Origin of the sequence: Symmachiella macrocystis, from assembly GCF_007860075.1 — a bacterium.
In the GTDB taxonomy this organism is placed as follows: Bacteria; Planctomycetota; Planctomycetia; order Planctomycetales; family Planctomycetaceae; genus Symmachiella; species Symmachiella macrocystis.
This window is the reverse complement of record NZ_SJPP01000001.1, coordinates 2,823,211-2,840,791: the sequence shown is the minus strand read 5'-3', so window position 1 is coordinate 2,840,791 and position 17,581 is coordinate 2,823,211. Positions and strand designations below refer to the sequence as shown.

Genomic DNA, 17,581 nt, shown 5'->3' with positions numbered 1-17,581 from the left:
GACCATGCAGAAAGCCCTATCGTGACTTCCAACCAACCAACGCAGGCCAGCCCGCCCTTGCACGGTCGGGCCTTGATCGAATCCCCGCTCGACAACAAAGGGACCGCCTTTACGGAGCAAGAACGTATTGATTTCGGGCTGACCGGACTCCTGCCTCCGCACGTGGAAACGCTCCAGGAGCAATCACAGCGGGCGTACGAAGCGTTCTGCATGAAACAGTCCGAAATTGAAAAGCACATTTATTTGCGGCAACTGCAGGACGAAAACGAAACACTGTTTTACCGGCTGATGCTCGACCACATCGAAGAAATGATGCCGATCGTCTATACGCCGGTGGTCGGCGCTGCCTGCGAACAATTCAGCCATATCTATCGCCGTCCCCGGGGGATTTTTGTCTCCTATCCAGAACGTCATCTGATGGATGGCGTATTGGATAACTTGATTGAAGACGTCGATGTCATCGTTGTGACCGACGGCGAACGTATTCTCGGCTTGGGCGATCAGGGTGCCGGCGGCATGGGGATTCCCATTGGAAAACTTGCGTTGTACACGCTGTGTGGCGGGATTCATCCGGGCAAGACTTTGCCGATTCTGCTGGACCTGGGAACGAACAATCAAGAACGCTTAGACGATCCGATGTACATCGGTTGGCGGCATGAGCGTATTAAAGGCAAGGAGTACGACGAGTTCATCGAAAGCTTCGTCGCTTCCGTCAAACGGCGTTTTCCCGATGTGTTGTTGCAATGGGAAGACTTCGCCTCGGTCGACTCTGAGCCGATCTTGGAGCGGTATCGCGATCAGCTCTGCACGTTTAATGACGACATCCAGGGGACGGCAGCGGTGACGACCGGGACGATTCTGGCAGCCGTGGCTGCGGTCGGAGGCGACCTGGCCGATCAACGCATCGTGATGCTCGGCGCCGGTTCCGCGGGATTCGGTATCTGCAGCCAACTCAAACGGACCATGCTTCGCCAAGGATTGAGTGAAGAACAGGCGCAGCAACGATTTTATATTTTGGATGTCGACGGCCTGATTCACGATGGCCGTAGCAATCTCAGCGCCGTCGAGAAAAGTCTAGCGCAAAGTGCGGCCAATCTCACCGACTGGGACTGTGATGTGACCGGTGCGATTTCATTCGCCGATGTCGTACACAATGCCAAACCGACAGTCCTTGTCGGTGCCACCGGGCATGCCGGCGCATTTCCGGAGGAGATTATCCGCGAGATGGCGCAGCACGTGGAACAGCCGATCATCTTCCCACTGTCGAATCCCACATCCCGCGTGGAAGCAACGCCAGCTGAAATACTGGAGTGGACCGAAGGTCGTGCCTTGATCGCGACCGGCAGCCCGTTCGATCCCGTTGAATATGCCGGCAAAACACATGCCATCGCACAATGCAATAATAGCTATGTTTTCCCGGCGATGGGATTGGGCATCCGCGCCTCGGGAGCGACACGCGTGTCGGACGAAATGTTCGCCGTGGCGGCAATTGCATTGCAGGAAAAATCGCCCGCTTTAGAAGATCCCACGGCGTCGCTGCTGCCCGCACTAAAAGATATTCGTGATGTCGCACGGCATATCGCGGTCGCTGTGGCAAGCGAAGCCCAAGCCCAAGGACTGGCCGAGAAGACTTCGCCTGAGGAACTTGAAAAGCGGATTGACCAAACCATTTGGTCGCCAATTTACGCTCCCTTGACGCGCTCAAACTAAGCATTGGTTCAATTCATGAATGCAAGCAATATGGACAACTCCCCAACAACCGTGGGTGGCTATCTGGCTGCGCGGCTGGAACAAATAGGTCTTCGGCAATACTTTGCTGTACCGGGCGACTATAACTTGGTGCTGCTCGATGAGTTCTTGACCAATCGCAACTTGCAGATGATCTCTTGTTGCAACGAACTCAACGCCGGTTACGCCGCCGATGGTTATGCCCGCGCGACGGGTGGTCCGGCGGCAGCGATTGTGACATTCAGCGTCGGCGGTCTGAGCTTGCTGAATGCGATTGCCGGCGCTTATGCCGAAGACTTGCCGGTCATAGCGATCTCAGGTGGTCCGAATACCAACTCCGAAGCGGAGTACGAGTTTCTGCATCATACCTTGGGCAATGTCGATTATGGATATCAACGCGAGATCTTTCGCCGCGTGACGGCCGAAGCGGTGAAGATTCAACATCCGACCGAAGCTCCACGGCAAATCGACCGAGCCATCGAGACGGCACTCGCGAAACAAAAGCCGGTCTATTTGGAAATTGCCTGCAATATTGCCGGCGCGACGGTCTCCTCACCGAATCCTCGTACCTTCAACGTGCGTTTCTCCAGCGATCCTACGTCCCTCGATCAAGCCATCGAGCATGCCGCTGAACTGCTCAACGCTGCTATCAAACCGGTACTTGTCGCCGGAGTGAAACTCCGCGCCGGTGGGGCGGTTCCCGCATTTCAACAACTTGCCGATGCAAGCGGCTACGCAGTGGCCCACATGCCCAACTCGAAAGGGTTTTTGGACGAACAGCACCCTGGTTTTATCGGAAACTATTGGGGGCCGGTCAGTTCGCCCGGTTGTGGAGAAATCGTGGAGTCGGCCGACCTGTGTTTGTTCGCCGGAGCCACCTTCACCGATTACACCACCACCGGCCATACGGCATTGATCAATCCGCAAAAAATGATTCGCGCCACGTCCGATAGCGTGATTCTTCCGACTCAAACCTACAACGATGTGGCGTTGGCAGATTTCTTGGACGGCTTGACGGCCAAACTCAAACCCAACGGCGCATCATTGGCGGCGTTTAAACGTATTCAAGAACCCGCCCAACAACCGCAGCCCAATGGGGACGACGCGCCGCTCACCACGCGAACCCTCTTTGCCGCAATCCAAGGGCTCCTGGATGAAGAGAGTGCCGTCATCGCCGAGACTGGTGATTCCTGGTTCAACGGCATGCAACTCGACCTCCCCTCGGGAGCCAAGTTTGAGATCCAATTGCAGTACGGTTCGATCGGCTGGTCCGTCGGCGCCACCTTGGGCTATTCAATCGGACTTCCCGAGCGGCGCGTGGTGGCCTTGATTGGCGACGGGTCGTTTCAACTGACGGCACAAGAAGTTTCGACCATGATCCGCTACGAGACGAATCCAATCATTTTCTTGATCAACAACGGTGGATACACGATCGAAGTCGAGATTCACGACGGTCCATACAACACGATCAAAAACTGGGACTACGCCGGCTTGGTCGACGTGTTCAACGCCAACGACGGAAATGGTTGGGGCTGCCGCGTGACCACCGAAAAAGAATTGAGCGAGGCCATCGCCCATGCGAAACAACATGATGGACTGGCTTTGATTGAGGTTGCCATCGACCGGGACGACTGTAGCAAAAACCTGCTGAAATGGGGCGGGCAAGTCGCGAAGAATAATGGCCGCCCGCCACGGACTCACTAGAACCAAACTGAAAACCCGGTTTCGCTTGTCCCGAAAACTTGCACAGCCGTCTCAGCGGGATGCGTCCGAAGGTTTTAAAGCTACTTGTAGAAATATTGCATTTGAGGACTCTGCGCTATGGATAGGAATCCCCAACATAAAAACGGTACGTCCCCGCCGCGTGTGGTGATTGTGGGGGGCGGGTTTGGTGGTTTGCAAATCGCCACTGCTCTTGGCAAGTCTCAAGCGGCGGTCATACTGATCGATCGCCGCAATTATCATCTGTTTCAACCGATGCTGTATCAGGTGGCGACGGCCGAATTGTCGCCGGCAAATATTGCCGCTCCGCTGCGATCGATTTTGCGTAAACAAAAAAACACCGATGTCGTCCTGGGCGAAGTCACCTCGGTCGATCTGGACCAAAAGATCGTCCGCTTCAACGGGGGTGAGATTAGCTACGACTATTTAGTGCTAGCCACTGGAGTGCGTCAGTCCTATTTTGGGCACGACGAATTCGCGCCGTTTGCACCGGGATTGAAGTCAATCGACGATGCCTTGGAATTGCGGCGACGGATTTTGCTGGCCTTTGAAGAAGCTGAATGGGAAGCGGATGAAGCATCGCGGCGGGCAAAGCTCACTTTCGTGATCGTGGGAGGAGGCCCAACCGGCGTGGAACTGGCCGGCGCCATTATGGACATCGCCTCCAACACGCTGCCGAGCGAATTTCGCAACATCGATACCAAAACGGCGCGGGTGATTCTCATCGAAGGGAGTCCACGTTTAATCGCCGCCATGCCCGAGGATCTGAGCAAACGCGTGCACAAGGCCTTGGAGGAGATGCATGTCGAGATTCGCTTGCACACCATTGTCACCAATGTCGACGATACGGGTGTCTATATCGGCGATGAACATGTGCCGGCGGAGAATGTGTTCTGGGCCGCCGGTGTTCAAGGGCAAGCGCTCGCGCATGAATTAGGAGTGGAGATCGATCGCGGTAGCCGCATCGTAGTGGGGCCGGATCTTTCGATCCCCGATCATCCCGAGGTGTTTGTCGTGGGAGACGCCGCCCATGCGACCGATGCCACTTCTGGAAAGCCGGTCCCCGGAGTCGCACAAGGAGCGATCCAATCCGGCCGCTTTGTCGCCGAGCAAATCAAACGCGAACTGGAGGGCGGCGATCCGAAAAACCGGCCCGCTTTCAGTTATCACGACAAAGGATCAATGGCGATGATCGGCCGCGGCAATGCGGTCGCAGCCATCGGCAAAAGACATTTTGGCGGCCTGTTGGGCTGGCTGACCTGGAGCGTCGTGCACGTGATGTTTTTGGTTGGTTTTGGCAACAAGTTGACGGTGATGTGCGATTGGTTTTGGAATTATATTCGCCACACACGGCAAGCCCGCCTCATTACCGGCGATCCGGAATTCCAACTGAAACAATTTGGCACTGGCGGTAAAACAGATGCGACACCGACCCCTTCGCAAACCGATGAGGTCGATGCCGCGTCTAACTAACTCACCACACCAAAACGTACCGTTGCCGGAACGCACACCTGCATGCTATTGAGGTTGCTGCAGTAGTTGCAACAATCCTTCCAAGGCTGATCTCTTAGACGCCCGCGTGATATCCCAGGCTTGCACCCAGCTGATGTCGCCTTGCTGCATTTGAAAGTCCTTCGTCAACCGCGATGCCATGTCGGACATGTGCGCTGCTCCGTAATAGATGGCAATTCGTAGCGGCTTTCCGTTTTTGCGATTCGCCAACTGCTCCTTGAGGACCTTCAGTGCTGCTTCATTGCGATCGACGATGAGGATGGAATCCAACGTCGCTCCCAGTCCCATGTCCGGTCCGAGTTCCTCAAGTTTGCCAGCGATCATCGCTTTGAGTTGTTGGGCACCCTCTTTGCGGGTTAGGAACGATAGAATCTCCGCATCCGACACATTGCCGCTCAGCGATCCGCCGGTCGCCCATTCTTCTTGGTATTGTTGCATCACCTCTTTGACAACCTTGATGAACAGGCTCATGCGGGTTTCGCCCCGCTTTCGCATGGCTTCGCCGAGTTCTGTGGGGGTCAGGTCGGCATGCACAAAGTTCTCGGGTGTATAATCCACCGAGTCGACTTGGAAACTCAGATCCAACATCGAGGGCAGCATGCGTTGCACGAGTGCCAACGGAGTCTGCTGGCGATCTTTCGATCCGCGCTGTGGTGTGACATCCTTCGGCTTGACCATTTCATACAACACAACATCGTAGTCCTGAAACAGACGGTTTAAAGTGTCGAAGTACGCCTCGTCGCCGATATGAATCGCGCCGACCAAATCGACCGTGACGTTTTTCGCCCCGGACTTCGGCGCAAACGAGACGACCGCGGTCTCCAACGTTTCGGGTTTGTTGTCTTTGTCGCGTGAGACGCGGAGGTATTTTGTCGGCGAGGATTCCTCCTGCGGACTTTGGGCCTGCACCGCCGTGCTTCCCAACAATGTGGCAGCACATAACGACGTCGCCACCAGTGCGCGGTTGACTAAATAAGACATAAATTTGAGTTCCTTTTGAAGTTTGCGGCGAGTTTGACAGGCCCGCGAACGGCTCAGCGACACGTCACCGTCATACGATAATTCGCAAACTCCACACAAACATTGATGGAATTCGCGGTTGCGGAGAAAAGATTCCGCCTAACAACCCAGACAACACAGTCTTCTTTTAAATACGACTCCTGCCCTCAAACCGTTGGGCAACCGGTAGGCTCCCCCGTTTGAAAGGTTATTCACCGTCGATCGATACGTTAAGTCTACTTCGATTTGCAAAACTGGGTCGTTGACTCGCTCGTCAACGACCGCGGGTTTCACAAACCATCTTGCTCGCATGTCGAGCATCAATCAAGTTAAATCACTTCCAGTTGGGAATCAGTTAACCAACCGGTACGACCATCATGCAATTGCACATGGATCCACTCACCGCGTTGCTCGACGACCTGAACGCGTTCGCCTTCGATCAGCGACGTCCCCTCTTGAGAACCGAACGCCTCCCCGTTGCCTTCGCGTAGTGGGACTTGGTCGGCGGTGATAATTCCCACGGGCAATTGGGGCTCTTGATCGCGGTTGGCCATGATCAACGTGGCAGACAAAAATAGTCCGGTAGCCACGACCCCGATGGTTTTCATCGAGCGTTGCCAATTTGGTATCCGCAGACTCATCGTGATCCAGAAACAAGCCCAGGCGATAGCGGCGACCATCAACAGATTCTCGAGCGGAACGGCCGCTAGATGTTGTTGGGCGCTCTCCCACGTCGTTTGCGGAATTGCCGCCGGTGCTTCGGTTTTCACCAACGATCGGGCATGCTCCAGATTGGCGTGCACAGCTTTGTCGCCGGTCATCGCCGCCGCCCGTTCGTAGTTGGCGATGGCTCGCCCCAAAGCACCGCTTTGCAAGTACGCGTTGCCGAGGTTGAAGTGCATTTGCCAGTTGTTAACGCCGTCGTCGACGAGCGTTTGATACTTCGCCGCAGCCGCTTCGAATGCCTCCTTTGACAAGGCGCGATCGGTTGCGTTGGCTGTCCCGCTTTCGTACAGCGTGTTGGCTTCGTGCAGGATCGTTTGTTGTTGTTCATGATTCAATTCCCCCGCCCGAGCCTGTCCCGGATCGAAAGTAGATGCTAACAGGGCTGCGACCAAAATCGCGAAGCCAGCAATAGTGCGGTTGGTTTTCATATTTGAGTTCCTTGTAGTCTCGAATTCATGGTGGTGTTGGAATAGTTGGGGGCACTGCCAATGCCGGCAACAGACGATTTGGCCGTCTGAATCAAACCAGCGATGTCGACTCCGCCCGAAGCGGCGTAACTACAACGTTCGCACTGTTCGATCGTCTGCTCACATTCATCAAGCCCGCTGAAACCGCGCGAGCGTAATTCGATGATCATATCGCGAGGACTCATCGTCGAGCTCGGCTGATTCAGGCAGCTCGCCAAATACATCCGCAGTGCTTCGATGACTTCACCCGGCGATTTGGCCCGGTCCAACATGGCATTGAACGCCCGCTGGTTCGATCCCGGCATGATGGTCATCCAATGCCCCAAGTGCTCGCGATTGCGATACAACACCGTGCCGACAAACAGCAATGGCGGAAACACAAAAGCGATCGTCCAGGGCCAATCTCCCATCGGTCGCGTGACCGCGAGAACATTGTCACCGGTAAAATTCGCGTAACTAACAAACGATTGTGGCTGTTGCGGATCAGCGGCCGGCTGCGAACCGTTTCCTTGTCGACCGACGATGGCGCTGGCGGCTAGGTTATTGCCCGGCGTCACGTTGATCTTGATCGGCTCGCTTTTGACCGTGACAAACTCTTCCCGGTTGGGATCGAAAAAGGTTAACGGAATCGCTGAAATCTCGGTGATCCCTGCTTTACGTGGTCGAATGCTGACGGTGAACAGTTTCGTATCATCCTGCACGATTCCCGCCAGCGGGTCATCGGAGACGCGAAAGTCGGACGACAACACACTCAGTGAGGGGGCTTGCACCAATTCCATCGGACCATCGCCGCTGATGCCGATGTACAGTGTAATCGGATCCCCGGCCTGCACGTCGGTCGGTGTGGCTTGCGTGCCGATTCGATATTGCCCCACCGTTCCGCGATAGTCATCAGGACGGTTTTCTGTGGGAACATCCGAGACGAGCGTCGCATTGACACTGGCCGTGGCCACGATGGGCCGTGCGTCGGCGACGACCAACTTCGGTCCGAACATACTCGGCATATCGCCGCCGAACATGCTACTGCGTCCGCCGAAAAACGAATCAAATGGATCGCGCGATTTGCCCAAACGGGTGGGATAGTCGACAACGATTTGTACATCTTCGGCGTCGACTTCGCCCGGACGCTTGGGGTAAATCGTGGCGGGAATTTCATACTGGTAGTAGCTATGCTCGTTTCCATCGGCATCGGCGCGAAGCACTTCTTCACCACCGGGTCGCTGGTTGTTTTCAGCCAGTTCCTGCATGCGTTCGCTAAAAACGCCCCATTGGCTGCGGTCGACGGAAATCATCTGCCACATATCTCCTTCCCCCAGTTTGATGTCCAGGGAACGGTCGTAGTACGGCTTGACCCAGATTTTCAACGTCAAATTCATCGGCTGGCCGACGTAGATTTTGTCGTCATGTCCCACGATTTCAGCGAACAGCAGATCACCAGTTTCGCTGCGGGTCACAACAAAACGTTGCGGACGCGTCGAAACAGTCTGGCCGCCCACCTTGATATCGATCGAGGGAATTTCGAACGTCCCGGTTCGCCGGGGCACGATCCGCCAGGCGTGTGTTTCGGAAACACGGTGCGATCGCCGTCCATTAATGATCGTTGTTTGCGAACTCCGGCTGGGTGATCCCATGGACTTGATTTCCAATCCATCGACCTGCGGAATCTGGGGAACGACGGAGGAATCCGCATTCTCGATCTCTACGGACAACGTAATCGGCGAGCCGACATAGGCTTCGCGCGTCGATAAGGACGCCCGCACTTGAGCGGCCGAGGCCGGGGTTGCGGCGAAACCGGCGCCGCTCAGCATGGCGATTGCCAGTGCCGCAATTGTGAAAGAGGATCTTGATTTCATCGCTTATGCTCCAAAATATAATGCGCCAAACCAATCAGGCCGGGCAGTGGATTACCAATCTTTATCAACGGGAACGTAACGGCTTTGCACTTTCTTGAGGTTTTGCATCCGTCGCATCAAGTCGCGATCGCGGACGGCTTGCAACATTTTTAGTGCTTCCTGCTTGGTCATGGCTTGCTCCATTTCTTCGCCGTGCTCTGCTGCGGCAGCGGCTGCGGCCTGGGGTTCGCCTTGTGCTTCCTCGTCGCCGGCCTGGCCGACGGCGCCGCCCGATTGCTGCGTCTGTTGTTGATCTTCAGCGGATTGCGGGTCGGCGCCGTGCGGCTGAGCCGGTTGTTGCTGCTCGTCCTGTTGCTCATCACCCGGTTGCGGCTCGTTATGCATATCGGATTTGTCTTGCTGCTCCTCGGGAGACTGAGGCTGACCACCGGACTGTTGATCCTGTTGTTGCGGATCCTGCTGGTCTTGGTTTTGCTGATCCGACGGGTTGCCCTGGTCGGATTTTTGCTCGTCCTGCTTCTCGGAATCCTGTTGGTCGGAATTCTGTTCACCAGAGTCCTGCTGGTCAGCTTCGTCTTGTTTATCTTCCGGCTGGGCATCATCTTCTGACTGCTCGTCCTGCTTGCCGGAACCTTGTTGTTCATCCTGCTGCGATTCTTCTTCATCCTCTCCCTGCTCGCCTTGTTGATCCTGGGATTCGTTCTGCTGATCTTGCGAGTCGGATTCCGATTCAGAGGAATCTTGTTGGTCCTGGTTTTGATCCTGTTGTTGATCCTGGTTCTGCTGCTGGTCTTGTTGTTGCTCTTGATCCTGGTTCTGTTGTTGGTCTTGCTGTTGGTCCTGATTCTCCGAGTCCTGTTGTTGTTCCTGCTGCTGTTGATCTTGTTGCTGATCTTGCTGTTGCTGCTCGTCCTGCTGTTGTTCTTCTTCTTGTTTTTGCTCTTCTTGCAGCTTGTTGATCAACAGGCTAGCCAATTCGATGTTGGCTCGCGCATCGGAGTCGTTGGCGTCAGCAGCTAAGCTGCCACGGTAGTGGGAGATGGCCGACCGTGCTTTTTCGATCGCCGCGTCGCGATCTTGTTCGGCCAGTTTCAAGGCATCGGTATAGTCGCAATTCGCGAGATTAAACCGCGCTTTCGCTTCCAGTTTCCCATTGCGTGTCGCGGTCGCTTCGGCGAACAATTGCCGGGCGCGTTCCGTGTCGCCTTGGCGGTATAGGGCGATCGCTTCGTTGTATTTCAGTTCGTTACGATTCGGTGCCAGCGTTGCCGCTTGCTGATAGTCCTCCAGCGCCTTATCCACCTGCCCTTCAGTGAGAGCGGCATTACCGCGATTGACGAGATTGGCGAAATCATTTTCGCCCGCCATTGCCGGCTGTCCCGGAGCGAATGCCGCCAGGGCCAGCAACGGCACAGAGGTCTTTACCAGTTTGGATCGAAATATCGTTTTGATGTTCATGGTTTTGGTCCTTATCAGGTCACGCCGCATGGGTGTGCTTGGAGGTGCGATGGGTTGAGGATTTCGAATGTCTCGTCGGTTTCAAAGGTGCGTCTTGCGGCGGCGTCTCGACACCGTAACGGTGAGGAACTGCCGAAGCTCGTTTGCTGCCACTCAACAGCGTGTCTGTTAAGAGCAATAACAATGCCAAACCGACAATCCATTGGTACCGCGGAATGTAACTGTTGATGCGGGCGGTCTCGAAATCTTGCTCATTCACTTGAGCGACGTATTGACGATAGACGCTCGCCATGTCGACTTGCTTCGTCCCGGCCGGGATGTAGGCCCCGTCGGTTTTCAAGGCGATTTGCTTCAGGACCTCGCCATTCATCTTCGACCAAATCTGCTCGCCGTTGTGCGTTAGGTAGCTACGATGCCGCGGCGAAGATTGCACCGGCACCCGCGAACCTTGTTCGCCATCGCCCAGTCCCACGGTAAACATGCGGATTCCATTGGCTTGGTGCATTGCTTCGGCCACTGCCACAGGGTCACTTTCATGGTCTTCGCCATCAGTAAAGATCACAATGGCCTTGTGGTCGGACGTTTTATCCAGAAATGCTTCGGATGCCATGCCGATCGCATCGCCGATCCGCGATCCACCGCGGTCGACTTCGTGCGGACCAACTTCGTCCAGCGTCCGTTTGAAGTCGTTGTAATGACTGGTCAGCGGGATCTTCTGACGGACGTCCCCGGCGAAGACCACCAGCCCGACGCGGTCGCCGGCCATTTCGTCGACCATATCCTTAATCTGTTGTTTCGCCCGTTCAAGACGGTTTGGTGTCACGTCTTCGGCCAACATCGACCGCGAGACGTCCAGCAGGAACATGACCTCGATTCCCTTTTGCGGAACCTCACGCCACGTCTTGCCCCAACGCACATCGACTAAGGCCAAGACCATGGTGGCCAAGGCGGCCGAGACGATTCCCAATTTGAAAATTCGTCGACGTCCCGAAGCAGGAAATAGGAACGGCGTCAGGTTTTTGGTGGCGAATCTTGCCACAGCGCGGCGATTTGCCACGGCTGCGGCGACGGTCACCGCCACAACTGCGGCCACCAGCCACAAGTAGTTGAAGTTGGCGTAATTGCCGATTTGAATATCCATGACACGTCTTTCAGAATATGGGTAAAACGTCGATGAGGAATGCGGGAATAACAAGGTCGGGTGCCACTGCCGGCTTGTGCAGCAGTGGCACCCTTTGTCAAAGGGCTATTAAACAAGCCGTCGGAACATCGTATGACTAAGCACAACCTGTGCCACGAGTGCAAAAAGTGCTAACAGGACCAGCGGAGGCATCTTCATGCCGGCGACTTGCACCGGTTCGATCGCCCATTCGCGATAGTCCACATACTGCTTCTCTTCCACACGGCTCTTTTCCAGTTCATCAATCTTTTCGTAGATAGCTGCCAATGAGGCTGTGTCGGTGGCTCGGAAGTAGTTGCCGCCGGTCAGCTCCGCGACTTTGGTCAACGTCTCTTCATCAATATTGACCTCCATCATCCGGTACTCCTTACGCCCGGTGAACGGGTCGACCACCGGCACCGGTGCTTGTCCTTGCGTGCCGACGCCGATCGTGTAGATCTTCACTCCCAACGTCGCAGCTAGTTCCGCCGCTTGGATTGGATTCACATCCCCGGCATTGTTCTCACCGTCCGTCAGTAGGATCATGACCTTGCTTTTGACCTTGTCGTCCCGGTCGTTATCCAAGGCGGTCAGTTTTTCGACCGCCAATCCCATGGCATCACCGATGGCGGTGCCGTCTTCATTGCGGTCGTCGACGATTTCAGACTGATTTAACTGTGCGATGAGAAATGGGTGGTCCAGTGTCGGCGGGCTGATGCCATCGGCATGCCGTGCGAATGTCACCAAACCGATCAAATCGCTGAACCGTCCTTCCAAAGCTTCGCCGCCGGTAATGAATTTGCCGGCCACGTCTTTGACCGCAGTCAAACGGTCGACCGGTTGGCCTTCGACTTCAAAATCCATGGCCTGCATACTGCCGCTCCGGTCGACCACCATTTCGATGGCAATCCCTTCGGATTCGCTGACCGTCTGTTTTCGGCCTTCTTGCGGCCGTGCTAAAGCGACGATCAACAGCACCACAGCGGCAATCCGCAATGCGGGCGGGACCCAAGCGAGGCGTTGTTTCCACGTCTTGGGAAGATTTTGTAATCCGCTCGTATCGCTGAACGCGACCGAGGTCGTTTTGCGTTTTCGCAGGACATACCAGGCCACGAACGGCACGGCTGCCAGTAGCATGAGAAACCAGCTAGATGCGGTGGTGAACATGATTTATGCCTCCTGAGCGACGGGGTTAGGGTCGGATTGTTTACGCGTCGGAGCGGTCTCCGCCACAAAGCGACGCGCCGTTTCCATCGCCTCATTGCCGTCCGACGTCGCCGGGCAGTAACTCGCGAATTTGACGATGTCTGCTTGCGTCAAAAAGTCCTTTAGTAATTCACAATGTTCGCGGCTGAGTGTTTCCCCGTCGCGAATGTGTGCCAAAAACTCGTCGGTTGTCAGTCGTGGAGCGGCGATTTCAAAACGACGCTCGATATAGATGCGTACGATGTCGGTCAGGCGCGAATAAAACAGTTGCACCCGTCCTTGCTCAACATGCTGCTCGTCAACCAACCGGTCCATCTCGGCCAAGGCCCATTGCTCAGCGGTTAACTGTCGTCGGTTTCGCAGTGCGACAACCAATAACAAGGTCGCAATTACCAATCCGGTTCCACCAGCGATCCACCACGCCGTATAAGTCGGCGGAGCGGTGATGGGTAGGTCGACAACCCCTTTCAGGTCGCGAAACTGCGTCGGATCCGCCTGGCCTTCCAGGACACTGGTGATAGAAATTGGAATCGACTGCGAGGTAACAACGCCGTGTTGCGGGGTCTCCCCCCGTTTGTCGGTGAATGCTACCGCGATCTCCGGAATCTGTTGATCCCCGGAAAGCAGTGATTCCAACTCGTAGACCCGCGTCCAACTCCGTTGGTCTCCCAACGGAATATCCGGCTTGTCGGTGACGTCGACGACATCCAGTTGCCCCAGCGAAGTGGGCTGCTCAGGGAACGAGACAGTCACCGCTTCGGGAACAACCACCGATAAAGTCAGTCGAATCCGCTCCGCGATTTGCGCCGCAGAGCGATCGACTGTGGTTGTCATTTCCGCGGGGCCGCTTTGCGTGGTGAATGCCACGCCCTTTTCCGCTGAGTCCGCAGGCGTCGATTGGGCCTGCAGTTGGCCCGCCAGCAACAGGATGGCCGCCGCTGCGAACGCAGAGCATGTGAACGATCTGCATCGATTTAATTTGTTATGTGAGATTTTCATCAGACGGCTCATCGCCGAGCCTCCCGTTTGTGAAAGAATTTTCGAAGTGGATCGACGAAGTCGTCGCCGGTTTGAATGTGAATCGGGTCCATTTTCAGTTTCGTGAACAGTGCGTCCCGCTTTTCACCGACCCGCTTGGCATGCTCGGCATACAACGCGCGATGTCGGCGGCTACTCGTATCCAACGTGACAATCTGGCCGCTCTCTGCATCTCGAAGTTCGACCAACCCGACGTTGGGGATTTCCAACTCGCGTTGGTCGCCCACAACAACCGGAATCACATCGTGTTTCCGCGTCGCGATCCGCAAGGTTTTTTCGTAACTGTCGTCTTGGAAGTCGCTCACCAGAAACACGATCGAACGCCGTTTGACCGTGCGATTGAGGTGCTCCAACGCGGCTTTAATATCCGTGCCGCTGCCCATGGGGTTGCAGTACATCAATTCCAGAATCAGCCGCATCACGTGACGCGAACCTTTCCCCGGCGGCACCACCTTTTCGATGCCGTCGGTGAATAGATTCAAGCCGACCTTGTCATTGTTTTTGATGGCGGAGAATGCGAGCGTTGCTCCCAACTCCGTCACCAATTCCCGCTTCGTCTGATAGTGCGTCCCCAGGCCTTGTGAGGGACTGAGGTCGACCAACAACATGACCGTCAACTCACGTTCCTCGCGGAACAGTTTGACGTACGGCTCGCCGTAGCGGGCCGTCACGTTCCAGTCGATGCTCCGTACGTCGTCGCCAACGTGGTAGGGACGCACCTCCTCAAACTCAACGCCGCGGCCTTTGAAGGCCGTATGATATTGGCCGCTCAACATGTCGTCCGCCAAATGCGACGTGCGAATCTTGATGCGGCGCAGTTTGTTTAATAATTCCAGGGGAATCATCGAATTCAGACCTCACTTTCGTTGGCCACGATAAAACTAGAACACAACCTGCAGGGCCCGCCGTGCGGACCCCACGCACCTTGGATTAAGGAACAGGGATGTGTTCGATAATCGCCCGGACGATGTCATCCGACGTCTTGTCTTCCGCTTCGGCCTCGTAAGAGATGACCACGCGGTGCCGAAGAACATCCAAGGCAATGTCCTTAATGTCCTGCGGAGTTACATATCCGCGACCATGCAGGAAGGCATTCGCTTTGCCGGCCAGCGTCAAATTGATCGTTGCCCGCGGCGAACCGCCATACTGGATCAACTCGTTGATCGGCAATCCGTATTCACTCGGATTCCGGGTCGCCATCACCAAATCGACAACGTACTCTTGGACTTTGCTATCGACATAGATCTCGTCGACCAACTCACGCGCCTGGGCGATTTCTGCCGGTGAGGTTACCGCACAAATCTCCATCGAATTCTTGGTCTTCGACATCCGCGAGAGGATTTCCAGTTCCTCATTACGGCTGGGATAATCCACCACAACCTTGAGCATGAAACGATCCATCTGTGCTTCGGGAAGCGGATAAGTTCCTTCCTGCTCAACAGGGTTTTGTGTCGCCATGACGAGAAACGGCTCATCCAACAGAAACGTTTCGGATCCGATTGTGACTTGTCGTTCTTGCATCGCTTCCAACAAGGCACTTTGCACCTTGGCGGGAGCACGGTTGATTTCGTCAGCCAAAATCAGGTTCGAGAAGATCGGTCCTTTTTGAATGACGAATTTTTGATCCTGGGGTTGATAGATCAACGTTCCCAACAAGTCGGCCGGCAACAGGTCCGGGGTAAACTGTAGACGTTGGAAGCCGGTGGAGATTCCTTTGGCCAACGTCGCCACAGCTGTGGTCTTTGCCAATCCGGGTACGCCTTCGATCAACAAGTGGCCGTTGCCAAGCAAGCCGATCAACATGCGGTGCATTAATTGTTTTTGCCCGACAATCACGCGACCGACTTCGTCCAACAGACGCTGAAACGGTTCGCTACGAATTTTGGCCTCTTCGGTCAATTCGTTGATTTGAGCATGAGTTTTTGAATCGGTCACAGTCGCCATGTCATCATTCCTCGCGGAGTTTCAGACACCGCCTTGGAGCGAGGCGGTGCCGATGGGAAAGGATTAGGTTTCGTGCTCCGGTGATGACAAAAGCAAAGTGCGTGCCAATGCGAAAACGAACGTAAATTCCCTGAAAAACCGCTGAAAACACGTGTTTCCGAATGGGGCAGAATGCCCCACGGGGGAAGTTCGCCCCAAGCGCATCGATGATTGAGCGGGAGGATGGGAGGAAGCAAAGAGAGCGGCAGCCACTGAGTCTCATGAGAAACGTAGGGCCGGTTTTACCGGCCGTAGCCGGCTGGCGAATACTCTCTGAGCATGGTCTTGCCTTTGCTCCAAGCGCTCCCACATTCGTCCGGCACAGCCGGACCTACGACGCTGGTGGCAACGGCATTAGTCGTTGTCGACGCCGTATTGCTTCAGCTTGCGATACAAGGTCTTGCGATCCAGTCCCAGTACGCGAGCAGCGAGCGTTTTGTTCTGGTCGACGGTCTCCAGCACGTGCAGGATATAGCGGCGCTCGACTTCCTCCATCGAGACCAACTCCGTCGGATCGGAACCGCCTATGAAGACTTGCGAGGACTGGTAGTTGCGGATTTTCTCCGGCAAGTCCTCCACAGCAATTTTATCGAACCGCGTTAAGGCGACCGCCCGCTCCATAATGTTTCGCAGTTCGCGGATATTGCCCGGCCAGGAATAGCTCAGTAGTTTTTCGGCAGCCTGTTCCGAAATCCCCACGATTTCCTTTTTTGCACGTTCGGCAAATTGCTCGACGTAGTGTTGCGATAACAACAACACATCCATGCCCCGTGACCGTAGCGGCGGTAACTCGACTTGGATCACATTGATGCGGTAGTACAGATCCTCGCGAAACCGATTCTCCTCGACTGCTGATTCGAGATCACGGTTTGTGGCGGTGAGGATGCGGACATCAAACGGAATTTCCTTGTCACTGCCGACGGGACGTACGCGATTTTCCTCCAGTGCTCGCAGCAACTTTACCTGCATAGCCATCGGCATTTCGCCCATTTCGTCTAGCAGCAACGTGCCGCCTTCTGCTTCCAGAAACAGCCCTTTGCGCTCGGTCCGTGCATCGGTGAATGCGCCTTTGGAGTGTCCGAACAACTCGCTTTCCAGCAAGGTTTCCGATAAGGCTGCACAGTTCACAGCGACAAATGGCTTCTCCACGCGGCGACTTTTTTGATGAATCGAGCGTGCCACCAACTCCTTACCGGTGCCGCTTTCGCCGGTAATCAGCACCGAAGCCTCAGAATCAGCAATCCGCGCCAGTTGATCGTACAAACCGTGCATCACCTGGCTATCGCCCAGCATCTCGCCAAACCGCCCGGTTCGCTGCACAGCCTCGCTGAGGACTTGCACCTGCTGTTGTAACCGGCTGTGCTTGCAGGCCCGCTCGATCGTCAGTGCCAACAGGTCCATTTCAATGGGCTTGGTGACAAAGTCATAGGCCCCGGCGCGAATCGCAGCCACCGCTGTCTCGAGGCTGCCAAATGCAGTCATCACGACGACCGGGATGTCGGGGCGGTTGTCGGTGATTTGTCGGCAAAGTTGCAAACCATCGGTGCCCGGCATCCGCACGTCAGTGAGCACGACGTCGAATTCCTGCTCCTGCACGGTGCGCAGCGCATCATTCGCGCTGGTGCACCACGAGGATTCCATGCCCCGCAAGCGCAGATCGGTGTCGATCAATTCGCACATGCTTTGTTCGTCATCAACCACTAAAACTTTGCCGTTCATGTCGGTTCCCA

Annotated in this window: 13 protein-coding genes; 3 read left to right on the top strand and 10 right to left on the bottom strand. The window is 55.5% G+C overall.

What is annotated here, in order from left to right:
- The first annotated feature begins 21 nt into the window (after positions 1 to 21).
- The 3 genes from CA54_RS10880 to CA54_RS10870 all read left to right on the top strand — a co-directional run bounded on the left by CA54_RS10880 (position 22) and on the right by CA54_RS10870 (position 4,923).
- Positions 22 to 1,710, top strand: a complete 1,689-nt coding sequence (locus CA54_RS10880; RefSeq protein ID WP_231963032.1) for an NAD-dependent malic enzyme — start codon at positions 22 to 24, stop codon at positions 1,708 to 1,710.
- A 15-nt stretch (positions 1,711 to 1,725) separates the two neighbouring features.
- Entirely contained in the window at positions 1,726 to 3,432 is a 1,707-nt protein-coding gene (locus CA54_RS10875) for a thiamine pyrophosphate-binding protein (RefSeq protein ID WP_231963031.1), read from the top strand.
- 117 nt (positions 3,433 to 3,549) lie between these two features.
- Positions 3,550 to 4,923, top strand: coding sequence for an NAD(P)/FAD-dependent oxidoreductase (locus CA54_RS10870; RefSeq protein WP_146370791.1), 1,374 nt, complete (start codon positions 3,550 to 3,552; stop codon positions 4,921 to 4,923).
- Positions 4,924 to 4,968: 45 nt separating this feature from the next.
- Here CA54_RS10870 and CA54_RS10865 read toward each other — a convergent pair whose 3' ends face one another.
- The 10 genes from CA54_RS10865 to CA54_RS10820 all read right to left on the bottom strand — a co-directional run bounded on the left by CA54_RS10865 (position 4,969) and on the right by CA54_RS10820 (position 17,570).
- Positions 4,969 to 5,943, bottom strand: coding sequence for a TraB/GumN family protein (locus tag CA54_RS10865; protein ID WP_146370790.1), 975 nt, complete (start codon positions 5,941 to 5,943; stop codon positions 4,969 to 4,971).
- A gap of 347 nt (positions 5,944 to 6,290) precedes the next feature.
- Positions 6,291 to 7,115 (bottom strand): SH3 domain-containing protein, encoded by an 825-nt coding sequence (locus CA54_RS10860; RefSeq protein WP_146370789.1) that lies wholly within the window; start codon positions 7,113 to 7,115, stop codon positions 6,291 to 6,293.
- Complete coding sequence (locus tag CA54_RS10855; RefSeq protein ID WP_146370788.1) at positions 7,112 to 9,007, bottom strand: BatD family protein; 1,896 nt, start codon at positions 9,005 to 9,007, stop codon at positions 7,112 to 7,114. The genes CA54_RS10860 and CA54_RS10855 overlap by 4 nt, the downstream gene beginning before the upstream one ends.
- 51 nt (positions 9,008 to 9,058) lie before the next feature.
- Positions 9,059 to 10,465 (bottom strand): tetratricopeptide repeat protein, encoded by a 1,407-nt coding sequence (locus CA54_RS10850; RefSeq protein ID WP_197532383.1) that lies wholly within the window; start codon positions 10,463 to 10,465, stop codon positions 9,059 to 9,061.
- Positions 10,466 to 10,484: 19 nt separating this feature from the next.
- Positions 10,485 to 11,606: a vWA domain-containing protein gene (locus tag CA54_RS10845; RefSeq protein ID WP_146370786.1), complete on the bottom strand. Its 1,122-nt coding sequence runs from the start codon at positions 11,604 to 11,606 to the stop codon at positions 10,485 to 10,487.
- A gap of 108 nt (positions 11,607 to 11,714) precedes the next feature.
- Positions 11,715 to 12,791: a vWA domain-containing protein gene (locus tag CA54_RS10840; protein WP_146370785.1), complete on the bottom strand. Its 1,077-nt coding sequence runs from the start codon at positions 12,789 to 12,791 to the stop codon at positions 11,715 to 11,717.
- A 3-nt stretch (positions 12,792 to 12,794) separates the two neighbouring features.
- Positions 12,795 to 13,829, bottom strand: coding sequence for a hypothetical protein (locus CA54_RS10835; protein WP_146370784.1), 1,035 nt, complete (start codon positions 13,827 to 13,829; stop codon positions 12,795 to 12,797).
- A gap of 8 nt (positions 13,830 to 13,837) precedes the next feature.
- Positions 13,838 to 14,713 carry a DUF58 domain-containing protein gene (locus tag CA54_RS10830; RefSeq protein ID WP_146370783.1) on the bottom strand — a complete coding sequence of 292 codons (876 nt, stop codon included), beginning with the start codon at positions 14,711 to 14,713 and terminating at the stop codon, positions 13,838 to 13,840.
- Between the two features lie 85 nt (positions 14,714 to 14,798).
- Positions 14,799 to 15,812 (bottom strand): AAA family ATPase, encoded by a 1,014-nt coding sequence (locus tag CA54_RS10825; RefSeq protein WP_146370782.1) that lies wholly within the window; start codon positions 15,810 to 15,812, stop codon positions 14,799 to 14,801.
- Positions 15,813 to 16,205: 393 nt separating this feature from the next.
- Positions 16,206 to 17,570 (bottom strand): sigma-54-dependent transcriptional regulator, encoded by a 1,365-nt coding sequence (locus CA54_RS10820; RefSeq protein ID WP_146370781.1) that lies wholly within the window; start codon positions 17,568 to 17,570, stop codon positions 16,206 to 16,208.
- Positions 17,571 to 17,581: the final 11 nt, after the last annotated feature.